Here is a 13,267-nt window from a genome sequence, read left to right on the forward strand (position 1 = left end):
CCAGATAAACAGCAACAAGTGTTGGATTTCATTCAGTTTCTCAAGCACAAATCACGACCAAAAAAACCTCGCCCTAGCTTGTAGGGATTATAGAGTGATTTAGATATTCAAATTACCGAAAAAGATATTACTCAAGCCCGTCAAGAAATATGGGGAAATTTTCCCAAGGATATTCCTTTATGAGCGCATTAGTGATAGATACCCATGCTATAGGACTAATATTTCTGAACAAAACTCGGTACAATTTTATTCATTTTTTCCTGTTCCCTATTCCCTATTACCTATTCCCTGCCTCTACGAGTAATTTCAGCAATCAAACCGGATTCCTATAGAATAAAAAATATACACCAAAAACTCATCCTCCCACCCCAGAAACCACCATGACACAAATCACCCTTTCAGAACTCCCCCCCACCCTGCAAACTCTAATTAACCAAGCTAAAAAAACAGGTGAAACCCTAACCATCACCGAAAATGGTATCCCCCTGGCCATCATTTCTCCTATTAAAAAAAAATCCCTCTTGCAAACACTTTCCATTCTGGAACCACTAGAAGAAGACTTTGCCGATGTAGATGCAGGATTATTACCCCTAGATGATATAGAACTTTAAAAGTGACTTACTTATACTTATTAGATACAAACATTATTTCTGAACTTATCAAAAATCCTAGAGGGGTAATATTTTCCCAAATTCAACAAATAGGAGAAGATAAAATTTGTACAAGTATTATTGTAGCTTGTGAGTCAAGATTTGGAGCGCGAAAGAAAAATTCCCCCAAACTGATAGAAAAACTAGAAGTAATTTTGGATAGCATAGAAATACTACCCCTTACCCATCCCGTCGAAGAATATTACGCAGAAATCCGTACTTATTTAGAACGACAAGGAACACCCATCGGTGGGAATGACTTATTAATGGCTGCCCATGCCATAACTCTAAATCTAACAGTAGTTACAAACAACGTCCGGGAATTTTTCCGTATCCCTAATTTGAAAGTTGAAACCTGGCTTAACACTAACTGAAAAAAAGTAGTATTGTACACCTAGGCTTTGCGATCGCACCCTATATAGTCACCATCCCAGCACCCTAGAAACAACCCAATTGTCAGATATACCAACAGCATTGACAATTAAGTAACACCCCACACAACCCTCGACAAAAAGCGATCGCTTATTCCTTCACAACACTGGAACATCGCTATGCTATGGATAGCATTACAAGTGAGTTAAATCATGATCATTGAACAAGCAGTTATACAAAACCTATGGTAACTACCACCAGATAAACAGCAACAAGTGTTAGATTTCATTCAGTTTTTCAAGCACAAATCACAGGCAAAAAACCTCGCCCTAGCTTGTAGGGATTATAAAGTGATTTAGAGAGTGTTTGAAAATTTTTTAATTCTAAGGCACATCCATGATTTGACCTATTACCTATTATAAAGCTGAAATCAAGAAAAACTTCCAAAAACCATCTAATTTACTCAACTAATTTTATTTTTTTTATACTTCTATCTTCCTTAAAGTCCACGATTTTTACCTTCACCCTTTCCCCTTCCTTCAACAAACTGGCTTTCCTCGGTTCCTTCTCAGTTAACTTAATAGTTCCCAAAATCTGGTAAGTTACTTTATTTCCACTGATTTTAGTCACTGTCGCCTCTAATATCTGGTCTACCTGGAAATCCTGAGATTCAACCACCTTAGCAATTTCTTGCTGACGTGCTGACTCCACAGGAAGTGCTGTAGGCGGAGGAATTTCCCCAATGGGTACACCAGCGTCTTTGTAGTAACGCATCAGCCGACATACCCAGCCCAATATTTGCAGTATAATTGTGGCATCAGTAACCCTTTTGAGATAATCACTACAAGTTGTTTCTATACTGCGGTAATATTCCAGAGTTTTACCACTATGTCCAATTTGGTTGCCATTTCTGACAAGGGTTTTCAGGTAGGTAAACAACTTTGCACTAGCATTTGTTTCATCAACAATACTACGCAAATAAGCCATCACTTTTCCTAATTCGTTAATATCTGTATTTTCTTTTACCAAGGTTTGAGCGATGGCATGGGCAATTTCCCACTGTTTATCTGTTAAAGATCCAGAGGTTAAATCAGCTATAGTCATAATTAATACATTCCTGTTGGTGGTTGGCGATCGCTAGGGTAACGTAAAATAGCAGCGAGTTCTTCTAATTGCGTTTTCTCAATTAGACCTGAGTGAGCAGCTTGAATATGTTTCTGTTTAAACTTAGCTAAATTATCCCCCATTAATTCATCAGAGGAACTAAGTTCATAGGATGAATAACGTCTTTTTAAATCTTGGAATTGTGTAATTTTATCTATACTAACAGTCATCGTTCCCATGCCAATAGGTTTACCGCCACCTACTTTTAAAGCCATGGGATACTTAGGGTCTTGTCCTAAAGCAATCAACAAAGTCCCTAATTCTTCAGATAATAAATTCTTAAAGTGTAATTCCGTGATAAAACTGTATTCTCTACCGGCTTGCTGTACGGCAATTCCAGAATTTTGACCTTTATCAATGGCCTTGTTAGTATTATAATAAAACTTACGTCCTGCCACTTGACCGTTGATAAAATACGCCGGATTTTTATCGGGACTGGGACGATATAAAGAAGGCATAAAACCTGTGGAAAAATCCATACCTGTACAGGTCGCATCATTGAAATCAAGTAAACCTTGCCAATCTAACGCCCCAAAAACCCGACTAGCTGGACAAAGTTTTTCTTTATTCCCACAAGGTAGGCGTTCCTGGGTAATTTTATTGTTATCTTTATATTTCTTAGTCACAATTGCCAAGGTACTATTAGTAATCCCTTCATATATACACCGGATGCAGCCTTTCAAGGAACTTCCTTGAATTGACAGTTTTTGGTCAACACCCTGCACCATTGTTTTCACCAGAGAAACTTTGCTATTAATATCGCTACCCAAAGCAACTACACCAGTAGAGATGTGCAGGGATGTTTGCACTGTCAGAGTGAGATATAAAGTACCATGGAGGCTATCACTCAGATATTTATGATGACCAACTGGACGCCGCAAAGTGGGACGTTCTTTGGGGAAAGAGATGAGTTTGTAAGGTTTTGGTGTCAGTTCCGAGTTAGATGAATCTCTAGAAACTGGTTTTCTTGGTGGTGGGGTAGGAGTTCTTGTCATGTTAATTGAATGTAGATTTATATCACCTAGAAGCCCATCAGACCCAGAGGTTGAGAGCTAGACTGCTTATTTTCGGTTAATTGTCAGAGCAACAAAGTGTACTGTTGCAGTTTTTTCATCAACAAAATATCGTTGGGCCATATCTTCTTTTGGGGGAGGTAGACTTTTGGGAAAACGTTTATTTTCCGGAGAAATTAAATGAGCTTCTCTTTCTTGTATCTGCCAACTTTCACCTATTTTAATAAAATCTGGTTCTTCCCCGCCAATACTCAAAAGTAGAACTTCATAACCATTCTTCGGTTTGTGCTTCCATCTCAATTCACATTGTTTATTAAACATCTGTCCCTCCAGCATAGGGAAATGTTTTTCTTCAGGTCGTTCTTCCCAATGTTTACTAACTTCATGAGTCCAACGCAAAAAATAGTAGCTAGGTTCAATTGCGAATTTCTTGATTAAACTTAGCAAATCCGTAACTGATAAATATTTTTTAACACCAACAAAAGTCATACCACGTAGTTTAAACCTCTGAATTACGAATTACGAATTACTTATTTACACCCAATAATTGACTCCAACACCTGACACCGCGCTCAAATAAATCATGAACAGTACCTTCTCGCCAAGTCAGTGCTACACCAAAACCTAAATCCATTTCTTGAGCAGCAACAGGTGTATCTTGATGGTCTGACAAGGGGAAACCATATAACTGTGCTTCTTGTGATTCTAAAAACTCTCCAGCACCTAAGAGGTAAGTGTGAGGCCATTGCTTTTGACGACCTAAAGCCAGAATTTGTTTATCTTCCGACAAAATGCAACCAGGATATTGCACCACAGCTTGATTTAATTTCACCTGTACAGTACCCAAACCGCGAGATTTAGCGAAACCTAAACCAAACCAACCATCATTCAAGTCACGCAATACCAACCCAATTAAACCCAACTGTCCCAAAGTAAAGTTTTTTAAATGTATTTTGGTGTGAAATTCACCGGATGTACAGACTTGATAATTAAAAGGACCAACTGCTACTGAACCAAAGACTCTATCAATAGCTACCCCGTTTCTTTCTTCAAGTTTTAATGGTACGGATTTATCAGGATAAGCATCTTCTATTCTCAATCTGCTAGCGATAGAAGTATTACCAAAAATTTGGTCTGTGAAAGACGAAAGTTTATAAATATCGCTGGTTGATTTATCCTTCAGATATTCATATTTATCATTTAATGGGTCATTAGCCCAAGGTAAACTCGAGTTAGTTCTGCTCTCTTTACCCACAGTCCTCACTATCCGTTCCCCATGAGCGCGAATCGCACCCTTTAAGCTGCTTCCTGGTAAATATATAGAACGTCCCCCAGGGTGGTAGGTTTCCACAAACTCCATATCTGGCTTTGTGGGGTCCGCTCCTTCTTTACCGGATTTAATCAGCATGGGGCCATCAGGTATAATGGTTAAATCGATAGTGCAGTGGTTAACAAATCTTTTGTGCATGGCTAAATGGTATTCAGATAAATATTGAAAGTCACATGGAATTATCAAGAATTTGGCGTTACCTCGGCGGTGGAAATCTGATTTATATTGTTTCTTAAATGATTAATCAAAGCCTCAGTCCAATCCTGCTTAAATTGTTGAGCATCTTCATAGCTGGGTATGTCATCACCAGGATTGCTACTGACTAATTCTTGTAGATATGTCAGTAATTTCTCTGGATTGTTACTGACATCAATCCAACGCATATTACCTATACCTAGCTTAACAACACCCAACCCACGCGATCGCCCACCTCCCAGTGGTATCTGTTCTATCTCAAATTGATGTAACCCAATCATCAACAAACCCAATTCCCATTCCTCAGCGTTTTCTACCACCGCCTTAAATTCAAACCCTGTCCCAGCCGGAACTACTTGAAAGTCATACAATTTACCATCTGCGGCTGTTTCCGTGTCTCTGTCAATGGCCACACCGTCTCTTTCTTGGTACTGTCCAAACCAAGTGTCAGGTAATACCGTTAAGTCCCGCACTTGAAATTTACTAGCTATCCAAGGTGAACCAAACAGAAGAGAAATTAAGTCGCTTTCATTGATAATCTTTTCAGTTAGTAGTGTATCTCTTCTTTTACTACGTTCATTCTCTGGATATTTCTCTAGTTCTTTTTCCAGTTCTTTTTTAATACCATCTTCACCATTAAGACGTGCATTTGTAATTGACCATTCCGCCTCAATGGCTGGATTTGCAGCCAAACTGGAATCTATACCTCTGAGGAAGCTTTCGAGACGCGATCGCAATGCACCTTTAAAGCTAGATCCCGGTATTAATGGTTGTCCTAAAGCATCTTTCATCACAGGTAAATCCGAGCCTATCGGTTCTGTGGAACGTCCGTTGCTGATGCGTAAGGCTGTAACTGTGGTGAGTACACCTGTGATTTCTAGGCGGTTTTTGAATGTGTCAAACATAATTGATTTAATTATTTTCAGCAAATTTTTCTTTTAAATGCAAAGCTATACTATTTGTTTCTGCTAAGTTTCGTCCTGTTGTTTCAATACATAAACCAAATCCTTTATCTGTCCAAGTTAAAACAAATTCCACAAGTCCATCCTTAGTAGTATTAAGAATGGGATTAGTACGCCGGGGATTAAATGGTAGAGAATTGACTACTTTTTTCACATACGGAGAACGACAAATTTTTTTGGCAAATTTATGAAGAATATCTTTTCCGTGGTCATCTCTCAAACTTATGGGTTTACGTTCAGGGTCAGTATCATCTTGAGGGACTAAAGACAGAATGCTAGTTTCTTGTTTAGCAAATTGCAATCTAGAACGTTCATTAAATAAAACTCCCATTGCAGAAAGACTCACCAAAATTGTTTCGCCTTCAGGTACCTCATCAATTATGGAACTTAAATATTGATTTTCTAAATATCCTTCAAATTTTGATTTTTCTATAATATCCTCATCTTCAAGTTGTGCAAATAACACATAGTTATTTAGCCAAAAAGCCAAGTCTAAAGCAACAGGTTGTGGCGGAAGTTCAATAACTTCAGAAAACTTTTCAAACAAGTAGTAAACTGGGATTTCTAATGCTTGTCCAATCATACCTGCAAATGATATCTGTGCTTTGTAGCCACCAGTTGCATTAATAGCAATTGCTTCCGAACTAAATTTTCTTACCTCCGTACTAATTTCCCGTACAAGATTTTTGAGACCTTGCTGCTTAAACGCCTTAACATCATTATCACGTAATCCTTCTAGTACACGCACATCTACTTTTTCAAAATGCAAAGGATTACTTTTATTTTGGTAATACAATTTAAGCAGATTGCCAATATTTTTACCATCTTCTGTATCTGAAACTAGGAAAATTAATCTGATTTTCGATGTGAGCAAATTTTTATGACAAATGCTCGTAATTGAGTTAATTTCAGCGCCACAGATACGATCTGAATTTTTTTGCCCTAGCAATAACAGGGACAGTTGATTCCAGTTTTTCTCTTGAAATACTTGCTTAATTGCTTGGTCTGCATTGTTAAGATTATTGAAAAGACTTGTACCAACTGTACAAATAAGTGTGTTTCTCATGCTTTTATCCCTGATAAAAAAATTTTCTTTTGTATAGTCAAAGACTTTTTATTTATGCTGCACCTTCGCGTTTATATTTCAAATGACGTGCGCCATAACCTAAATAGCGGCGAATTAATTCCAACCAAATCGGCTTATACTCTGCTTGATAATCGCCAGCAATTTTTTGAGAAGCTTTTTTGATATCATTATCAATATGTAAAATAATCTTCTCAGCAAGAGAGTCTTTACCTCTTCCCCATTTTTTATCCCTTCCTACTTGATAGCGGATAAAATTTTTAATGACCTCTGCACTATCAGTAGTATCAGCTACACGTAACAAGTTACGAAATTGAGATTCTTCTAAATCACCGTAATTAGTTTTATCTAAAGCATCTTGAATCCAGATAACTAAATCATCCTCACACTGAAGAATACGTTTTTGGATTTTTAGTTGTTGGTGCTGTTGCGGAAAGTCACTCATTTTGCATTCTCCCTAAATACATTATGAAACTCATTACAAATCTGTACTTGACCAAAACCTTCAGCAGTGCGATCGCCCACTCCTTTCAGTTCTAATTTGTTTAACTTATCTATCCATATATCTGGTTTATTTGTACTAAATAAATATACTGCACCTCGGTTAGTAACTAATTCTATATCCTTCATCAATCCCCAAGCTGAATTCCACCCAGAACGATAGTTGTAACTGCTATAGGCTACTTCCAATTTGAGAAAATCTTTTTTGGCTGTGTCATTGGGAAGTTGTGCAAATTCATCTTCCAAATTGACAAATTCACATAACATTGATGGTGAAATGACTGTAGTTCGTTGCCAATTTTCCGAGAGAATAGCATCAGCTTGGAGGTCTAGGGTAAAATAGGTACGGTTTTCCAACAGGTTTTTCTGTGGTTCTCCAAAAACTGACCAAAGTTCCCAACGTGACTTCAGTTTCTCATTAAATGCTTTAATTGGACTTTTAACATCCGTTGTAGCATCCGCAATTGTGGCTTGGGTGTGAACTTTCCCCAAACCCCTAGAACTTCCACCACCCAAACGAAAAATCCTCGGATTTTCATTAATAAAATGTGTCAGAGATTCAGCTAATTTTCCATCCTCAACTAAAATTACACTGCTGTAAACTACAGGCTGCCAATTTTTATCTTCCCCACTTTTGACAAATTCATTTAAAACTTCAATACTGTAAAGTATACCATCCTGAGAGGTAGCACGTTGACGGTTAATACCTACTCTTGTTAAAAATCTTTGGCTAACGGAATGACTGCGATATTCACCATTGTGACAACTATAGAAACCGCCAAAAGGTTCAACTCGTGTATCTGTCTTTTCCGCTAAAGATTTTGGATCGCTAGGGTCAAAGAGATAATTGTATGCATCTGCACAAAAACGGTCAATTAAAGTATCAAAAACTCCGTTACCCTTAGGTTTAAAGCCTGGACTTGTTTTAGAACTAACTGCTGTAGCTGGTAAAACCATCACATCATCAGTACTTTTAGGTACAGCAGGATAAGCATTATGAAAAATCGCAGGTTCATCATTTAAAAATAATGCCTGAAAATCCCCACCATCTGGTGCTAAATTTTCCTCTGTAATCCCATATATTCGCAATATTTGAGACGCCATCGCCCCTCGAATCACAGAACCAGGAATATAATCCTCAGCCTCACTAACAGAACCGGATTTTTGACTAGCCATGGCTAAAGGAGATAAAGCTGTAATCTCTAATTTAATTTGCTTCATATTTCACCTTGGGTAACAACATTTCCCAGCCTTGATCATCTTTTGATAAAGTTGATAAACTTTTCCAACTCAGCCAACCCAACCCAGCCGATTTACTTCCACCCAAAGCATGAATATGACGCAAACCTGCTAAAATCAAAGCTTCGGCGTATTTTGGACAATCTGGTAATAAATGAATTTCTCCCCTAAATTCCAATTGATTATGGGGTGGGGAAGTTTCCAGAAAATAAAGTTTTTTCTCTTCTGCAATCCGACGACGGCGATTTATCGTCACACCGGGACGGATAACTTCTGGTAAATCCTCCCGTGATAGCTGACAAATCAAATCATCCACCACAATTCGCGACGGAAGTATGGGATTACCGAAGATTTGAGAAATTAAACAGTGATAGCCTTTGTAGCCTTTTACTTGATACTCACATCGAAATTGGCCACTGACTTGTTCTTCACTGGGACAAAGCACTTCAGCTTTTGGTGACTCAAAAATTTGCCATCCCAACCCCCTAGCCAGTTTTTCGCACTCATGGCGCAGTTTACCTTTAACTTGAGAACCAGGGATAATCAATTGTCCTTGGGCGTTGCGGATTATCGGTTTATCTGCAAGAGAACCATCAGAACCGCCAGCACCGACACACAAAGCACTATCAATAATGGCTGTTAGGTCAATGGTTTTAACCTTATTTGGGGGTATCCGTAAATCTATCATGATTGTAATGTTTGTGGCTGTGATGTTGTCAGCGCGGAATCATCCTGCTGTTTAGTAATAAAAGGATATAAATCTACCAATTCTCGCCAGATAGTTTCATAGGTAACTTTATCCCCTTCCTTTAAAGACATCCAAGGCGCAAGATTACCATTATTAGATGGATCTTTAGGTTGACACCAAGCATCTTCAAACTCAATCTTCAGCAAGTCTTGAGCTTTTTTATCACTTAATCGCACTCGTAAATAACGATAATTGAGTATAGCTGTCTGTTTACCCTGTTCTAGTAAACTGCGGATTTGGTAAAGTTGCGATCGCGGAAATTCTGAGTTTTTTAAAGCTTCAGCCGTTTTCAACAGTCCCCCCAGTTCATATAAAGTATAGGGTGCTGCATACAATTTAAGTTTTTGCCGTTTGCTACTAAACTTGGTTAATCCCTCAGAACGAAAGTCATTAATATTAGAAGAAATCATAGTTACAGATTTCATCACTAAAAAATCTACCGTTCCACCATAGTAATCTTTCTTTTTCAATTCCTTCGCTTGTTTTTTCGCAGATTTTAACAGCTGTCCCGTCAGCCTTTCTGCATAATATATGGGTGTATCATCAGCCGTAATCAATACCCCGGTAGACATACTTAATTTACATGGAAATTCACATTTATTTTCTCCACTAACTTCCTTTTCAACTTGATACCTGTGTACTGCTTTTGGATTATACTTCCCATCGGTTCTGTATCTTTTTCCTTTACTTAACAGAATTTTCTCAAACTCTTCGCCAATGGTTTGAGCAATAGCCAATGCTTTATCTGCGGGAACAATCAACATCACATCATCCCCACCAATAGTTAAAATTTCAAAAGGATGAATCCAAACTTCCTTATCACTATTTCTTTCAGCTTGCAAATTTGGATTTAACTTATGGGGTGCGAGATGCTTTGTTAAAGCCGCATAAACTGATTTTTCTGTAGCCTCCACAATATCCCGACTAAAATTTTGGTAATCTTTGGGATTTTTAATTTCTTTTTGGATGTAGCCACCCATATTATTACCATCTGCATAAATATAAGCCACGAACCCAGGAACGATACTAGCATCACCAATTTCTCTGACAGAAATAGCTTCTTTCACTTGAGCAGGATGAATCTTTTCTGAGGGAATCTTACCATAATACTTATGTGGCGTATGATACAAAAAAAACTCAAATTTATTTACCCAAGTTTCAATTGCTTTTCCTGGTTTCCAACCAAAACCAGCTTTTTCATACCAGGTTGTAGAACTGTAATCTTTTTTAGCTATTTGTCCAACAAGACGCTTACGAGCCAAACTCTCAGAAAACCAAGGTTCATTAGGAAGTTGTTCGGCTTTGATAACTGCGGATCGGCGATCATTTTCATCTCTTACTACATAAGGATGAGTTTCAAACATTGGCGGATAACAGCGCAAAGGTCTATTTTTGCCCACTAAACTATTACCATTACGCCGTTGATTAAATAAAGATGCTAGTTTACCAGCCAACTCATTAAATGTTTTACGCTCCTGAAAAGCTTCCTTTGGTGACATATTAGGCTGCTCAAAGTAAGCTTTGATGAGTGGGTTTTTATCCCATTCAGCCACACATTTTTCCATCCAAAATGTGTCCTTAGTGATAGTATTTGGTAGCAACCCAAATGGGATTTCTAATAACTTAAATTTACCACCAACTGCACAAGAATTAGCCGTTAGAGTTTCCTGAGTATAACGTTTTTCAATAGCATTGGCTAAATCATCCACAAAACCAGGAGGACAAAATGCTAAAATGTTTCCACCTGTAGAATAAATAATTAACTCTGGAATAAGCGCCTCAGAAAGCTGAGGAAAATTGTCTGGTTGATTTAACCAATTTTCTCTAACCTCTTGACAGTAATCTTGAGCCCGTTGACACTGCTCATAGTCTGGATGATTTTCACCCCCAAAAAATGCAGGTAAATCAATTAAATTAATTCTGTCCAATAAAGCCGAAGCACCCCGGATATCTGGAAGCTTAGAAGCCTCAAACACATATTGTTTAATCTTCGTTGCACCACCATAAACTAAACCGATTTTAGAGTTCCACAGTTGGGGAAATTTCTCTGTTAACTGCTTCAGTTCTTCAACTTTTTGCGGAAATAGTAAACCTTCTAACTCTTGTACCTGTCTAACTAATTCCTTTACTTCTCCTGGTACCTCTTGACCTTGATTTAAAGCCTCTTGCATTTGGCGTAAAACTGCCAAATCAAATTGAGGTGTTTTCTCATTACCCCAGGCTAAACACCAAGCCATCGCCGTTGTCATCCAAGTACTGTTCTTCATATCAAGTAACTTCTGGCCTAGGTTTTTAAATTATTTAAATAATTCTTCACAAACAACCATCTAAACTAATCATTATTTGCTGCAAAATACTATAGATAATAGATAATAGTAAAAAATACAGCAATTTACCCAAAATATTTACTGAATAGGAGAGATTAATCCTCTCACCCGTCTTAACAAAACTTGAGGTACAGTTGGAGCTTTACCACGTATCCACGGGCCCACCGTCATCTCTAAATAAGGTTGCTGCTGATGAATTATTTCCGTCGTACTCAGAACACTATTAATCACCGCAATAGGTTTTAAATTACCGCGATCGCCACAAAATTCATGCCAACTGTCAATAGCTTCCGCCTTGGAACTAATAATTAAATAATGGCTACAAGCTTCTAAAATTGGTAACTTTTCTGGCTGTACCATTCCCCCTACATCCACAATCACCAGAGACTTTTGTCGTCGTAATTTCAGGATACCTTGAGAATGGTAAAGAAAAAATTCTTCAGTTAAAACACCGCGATCGCGGTGCTTAAAAGCTTCAATCTCTTTTTCACTCGTATCTGCATCTAGTTCTAAAAGATAGTTACCCTCACCATCCCAGTGAGCGCGTTGCAAATATATATCAGGATTTTCTGGTAACAAAGCCTGAAACAAAGCATGAGAAAGTACACTTTTACCGCTATCCGGTGGACCCACAACCATTAGGGCCGGACATAATTCCCTCTGGCGACCATTGGGAGGTTCTATAGGAATTACATCACCAATGCGAAAGAAATGAGCGTGAGTAGCCACAACCACAGCACCAGATAAGCGAGGATCATAACAAGCTACCCAAGCATTGGGATGTAGTTCGTGGGTCAGATAAGCATACAACCAAATAGGAGCACGTCCAGAAATCACCACACCACCGCTAATATCAATACCAGATGGAAATTCTAAATTTCTCAAATCTGTTGGTTTGATCACGCGATCGCTTTTCGTCAACGAAATCAACAAAAATTGGTATTTCCACCCATGCCAAATCAGAGGTTCACTTAATTGTAAACTCAATGCCCGTTCCGCCATTAGCGTTGCCTCCTTTGTTGTAACGTTGGCAAATCTAAATCATTTAAAGATGCAGCATCGATGTGCTTCCGCTCCTGACGCGCTGACATCCCATCAGGGTAATTCTCACCTAACAAACCGAATACAAAGCCATCCCACACCAACCCAACGGCTAAACTGCTAATAAACACCCCTAAAGTACAAATAATCACAGCAAACAATCCCAGGGGAGCAATAATCAGAATCATGCAGGTAATCCCTGCACCAATCATTGCGACTATGCCATTGCGGTACATCAGCAGCCTTTGTACTACCAATAAAGACATAAAAGAAAATCTGCTTTTTTTGGACGAATTCATTATTACACCCGTATGGAAGAAGGGTATTCCAGCATCAAGGAAAATAAAATAACCAATACCCCACTCAAAAACCTACACCAGACCAATGAAATACCGACAACAGAAAAACCCTTATTTACTCAGACTCGGTATAGAACTTTATTTCCATAACCCCATAACCGCAATTTTTCATCAACTAAATTTCACACCATCGCCACAGTATCTTTATAAACAGGCAGAAACAGTCATTGGCTACCACAATGAATCCTGAGTCATGATCAAACAGGAAAAATCCCAAAATTATGTCTCCTCCTCCCTAGCGGGGTAGGGTTTATTGATTGTGATAATCTATAATCCACTAGA

15 protein-coding genes are annotated in these 13,267 nt (G+C 38.3%); 3 read left to right on the forward strand and 12 right to left on the reverse strand.

The features are described from left to right. The first annotated feature begins 380 nt into the window (after positions 1 to 380). Both NWP25_RS01710 and NWP25_RS01715 read left to right on the forward strand, forming a co-directional pair. On the forward strand, positions 381 to 611 hold the full coding sequence (locus NWP25_RS01710) for a type II toxin-antitoxin system Phd/YefM family antitoxin (protein ID WP_280651830.1): 231 nt from the start codon (positions 381 to 383) through the stop codon (positions 609 to 611). A 2-nt stretch (positions 612 to 613) separates the two neighbouring features. Next, the gene (locus NWP25_RS01715; RefSeq protein ID WP_280651831.1) at positions 614 to 1,024 is read left to right on the forward strand and encodes a type II toxin-antitoxin system VapC family toxin; all 411 of its coding nucleotides are present in this window, start codon (positions 614 to 616) and stop codon (positions 1,022 to 1,024) included. 457 nt (positions 1,025 to 1,481) lie between these two features. Here the strand turns inward: NWP25_RS01715 and NWP25_RS01720 are convergent, their stop codons facing one another. From NWP25_RS01720 to csx18, 12 genes are all read right to left on the reverse strand, one after another. Further along, positions 1,482 to 2,126 carry a hypothetical protein gene (locus NWP25_RS01720; protein ID WP_280656478.1) on the reverse strand — a complete coding sequence of 215 codons (645 nt, stop codon included), beginning with the start codon at positions 2,124 to 2,126 and terminating at the stop codon, positions 1,482 to 1,484. Between the two features lie 2 nt (positions 2,127 to 2,128). Continuing rightward, a complete protein-coding gene (locus NWP25_RS01725) occupies positions 2,129 to 3,181 on the reverse strand; it encodes an RAMP superfamily CRISPR-associated protein (protein WP_280698761.1) in 1,053 nt (350 codons plus the stop codon). A 66-nt stretch (positions 3,182 to 3,247) separates the two neighbouring features. After that, positions 3,248 to 3,688 carry a hypothetical protein gene (locus NWP25_RS01730; RefSeq protein WP_280656480.1) on the reverse strand — a complete coding sequence of 147 codons (441 nt, stop codon included), beginning with the start codon at positions 3,686 to 3,688 and terminating at the stop codon, positions 3,248 to 3,250. Between the two features lie 37 nt (positions 3,689 to 3,725). Next, the gene (locus NWP25_RS01735; RefSeq protein WP_280698763.1) at positions 3,726 to 4,667 is read right to left on the reverse strand and encodes an RAMP superfamily CRISPR-associated protein; all 942 of its coding nucleotides are present in this window, start codon (positions 4,665 to 4,667) and stop codon (positions 3,726 to 3,728) included. Between the two features lie 44 nt (positions 4,668 to 4,711). Further along, on the reverse strand, positions 4,712 to 5,629 hold the full coding sequence (gene csx7, locus NWP25_RS01740; protein WP_280698764.1) for a type III CRISPR-associated RAMP protein Csx7: 918 nt from the start codon (positions 5,627 to 5,629) through the stop codon (positions 4,712 to 4,714). Between the two features lie 7 nt (positions 5,630 to 5,636). Continuing rightward, complete coding sequence (locus tag NWP25_RS01745; protein ID WP_280698766.1) at positions 5,637 to 6,752, reverse strand: putative CRISPR-associated protein; 1,116 nt, start codon at positions 6,750 to 6,752, stop codon at positions 5,637 to 5,639. Between the two features lie 52 nt (positions 6,753 to 6,804). Continuing rightward, positions 6,805 to 7,215 carry a hypothetical protein gene (locus NWP25_RS01750; RefSeq protein ID WP_280698768.1) on the reverse strand — a complete coding sequence of 137 codons (411 nt, stop codon included), beginning with the start codon at positions 7,213 to 7,215 and terminating at the stop codon, positions 6,805 to 6,807. Next, positions 7,212 to 8,492, reverse strand: a complete 1,281-nt coding sequence (gene csx10, locus NWP25_RS01755; protein ID WP_280698770.1) for a type III-D CRISPR-associated RAMP protein Csx10 — start codon at positions 8,490 to 8,492, stop codon at positions 7,212 to 7,214. Before csx10 ends, NWP25_RS01750 begins: the two co-directional genes overlap by 4 nt. Then, positions 8,479 to 9,198 carry an RAMP superfamily CRISPR-associated protein gene (locus NWP25_RS01760; protein ID WP_280651840.1) on the reverse strand — a complete coding sequence of 240 codons (720 nt, stop codon included), beginning with the start codon at positions 9,196 to 9,198 and terminating at the stop codon, positions 8,479 to 8,481. Before NWP25_RS01760 ends, csx10 begins: the two co-directional genes overlap by 14 nt. Continuing rightward, positions 9,195 to 11,525 (reverse strand): type III-B CRISPR-associated protein Cas10/Cmr2, encoded by a 2,331-nt coding sequence (cas10, locus tag NWP25_RS01765; protein WP_280698772.1) that lies wholly within the window; start codon positions 11,523 to 11,525, stop codon positions 9,195 to 9,197. Before cas10 ends, NWP25_RS01760 begins: the two co-directional genes overlap by 4 nt. Before the next feature lie 138 nt (positions 11,526 to 11,663). After that, complete coding sequence (crn3, locus tag NWP25_RS01770) at positions 11,664 to 12,587, reverse strand: CRISPR-associated ring nuclease Crn3/Csx3 (RefSeq protein WP_280651842.1); 924 nt, start codon at positions 12,585 to 12,587, stop codon at positions 11,664 to 11,666. Next, on the reverse strand, positions 12,587 to 12,892 hold the full coding sequence (gene csx18, locus NWP25_RS01775; RefSeq protein WP_280651843.1) for a CRISPR-associated protein Csx18: 306 nt from the start codon (positions 12,890 to 12,892) through the stop codon (positions 12,587 to 12,589). The genes crn3 and csx18 overlap by 1 nt, the downstream gene beginning before the upstream one ends. 118 nt (positions 12,893 to 13,010) lie before the next feature. On the opposite strand from csx18, the gene NWP25_RS01780 reads away from it, so the two are divergent. Beyond that, the gene (locus NWP25_RS01780) at positions 13,011 to 13,175 is read left to right on the forward strand and encodes a hypothetical protein (RefSeq protein ID WP_280698774.1); all 165 of its coding nucleotides are present in this window, start codon (positions 13,011 to 13,013) and stop codon (positions 13,173 to 13,175) included. The last annotated feature ends 92 nt before the right edge of the window (positions 13,176 to 13,267 follow it).

It is taken from the genome of Umezakia ovalisporum Ak1311, assembly GCF_029891685.1.
Lineage (GTDB): Bacteria > Cyanobacteriota > Cyanobacteriia > Cyanobacteriales > Nostocaceae > Umezakia > Umezakia ovalisporum.

Coding starts and splice junctions, on each gene's coding strand:
- NWP25_RS01710 (WP_280651830.1), top strand. CDS start 381: ATGACACAAATCACCCTTTCAGAACTCCCCCCCACCCTGCAAACTCTA.
- NWP25_RS01720 (WP_280656478.1), bottom strand. CDS start 2,126: ATGACTATAGCTGATTTAACCTCTGGATCTTTAACAGATAAACAGTGG.
- NWP25_RS01725 (WP_280698761.1), bottom strand. CDS start 3,181: ATGACAAGAACTCCTACCCCACCACCAAGAAAACCAGTTTCTAGAGAT.
- NWP25_RS01730 (WP_280656480.1), bottom strand. CDS start 3,688: ATGACTTTTGTTGGTGTTAAAAAATATTTATCAGTTACGGATTTGCTA.
- NWP25_RS01735 (WP_280698763.1), bottom strand. CDS start 4,667: ATGCACAAAAGATTTGTTAACCACTGCACTATCGATTTAACCATTATA.
- csx7 (WP_280698764.1), bottom strand. CDS start 5,629: ATGTTTGACACATTCAAAAACCGCCTAGAAATCACAGGTGTACTCACC.
- NWP25_RS01745 (WP_280698766.1), bottom strand. CDS start 6,752: ATGAGAAACACACTTATTTGTACAGTTGGTACAAGTCTTTTCAATAAT.
- NWP25_RS01750 (WP_280698768.1), bottom strand. CDS start 7,215: ATGAGTGACTTTCCGCAACAGCACCAACAACTAAAAATCCAAAAACGT.
- csx10 (WP_280698770.1), bottom strand. CDS start 8,492: ATGAAGCAAATTAAATTAGAGATTACAGCTTTATCTCCTTTAGCCATG.
- NWP25_RS01760 (WP_280651840.1), bottom strand. CDS start 9,198: ATGATAGATTTACGGATACCCCCAAATAAGGTTAAAACCATTGACCTA.
- cas10 (WP_280698772.1), bottom strand. CDS start 11,525: ATGAAGAACAGTACTTGGATGACAACGGCGATGGCTTGGTGTTTAGCC.
- crn3 (WP_280651842.1), bottom strand. CDS start 12,587: ATGGCGGAACGGGCATTGAGTTTACAATTAAGTGAACCTCTGATTTGG.
- csx18 (WP_280651843.1), bottom strand. CDS start 12,892: ATGTCTTTATTGGTAGTACAAAGGCTGCTGATGTACCGCAATGGCATA.
- NWP25_RS01780 (WP_280698774.1), top strand. CDS start 13,011: ATGAAATACCGACAACAGAAAAACCCTTATTTACTCAGACTCGGTATA.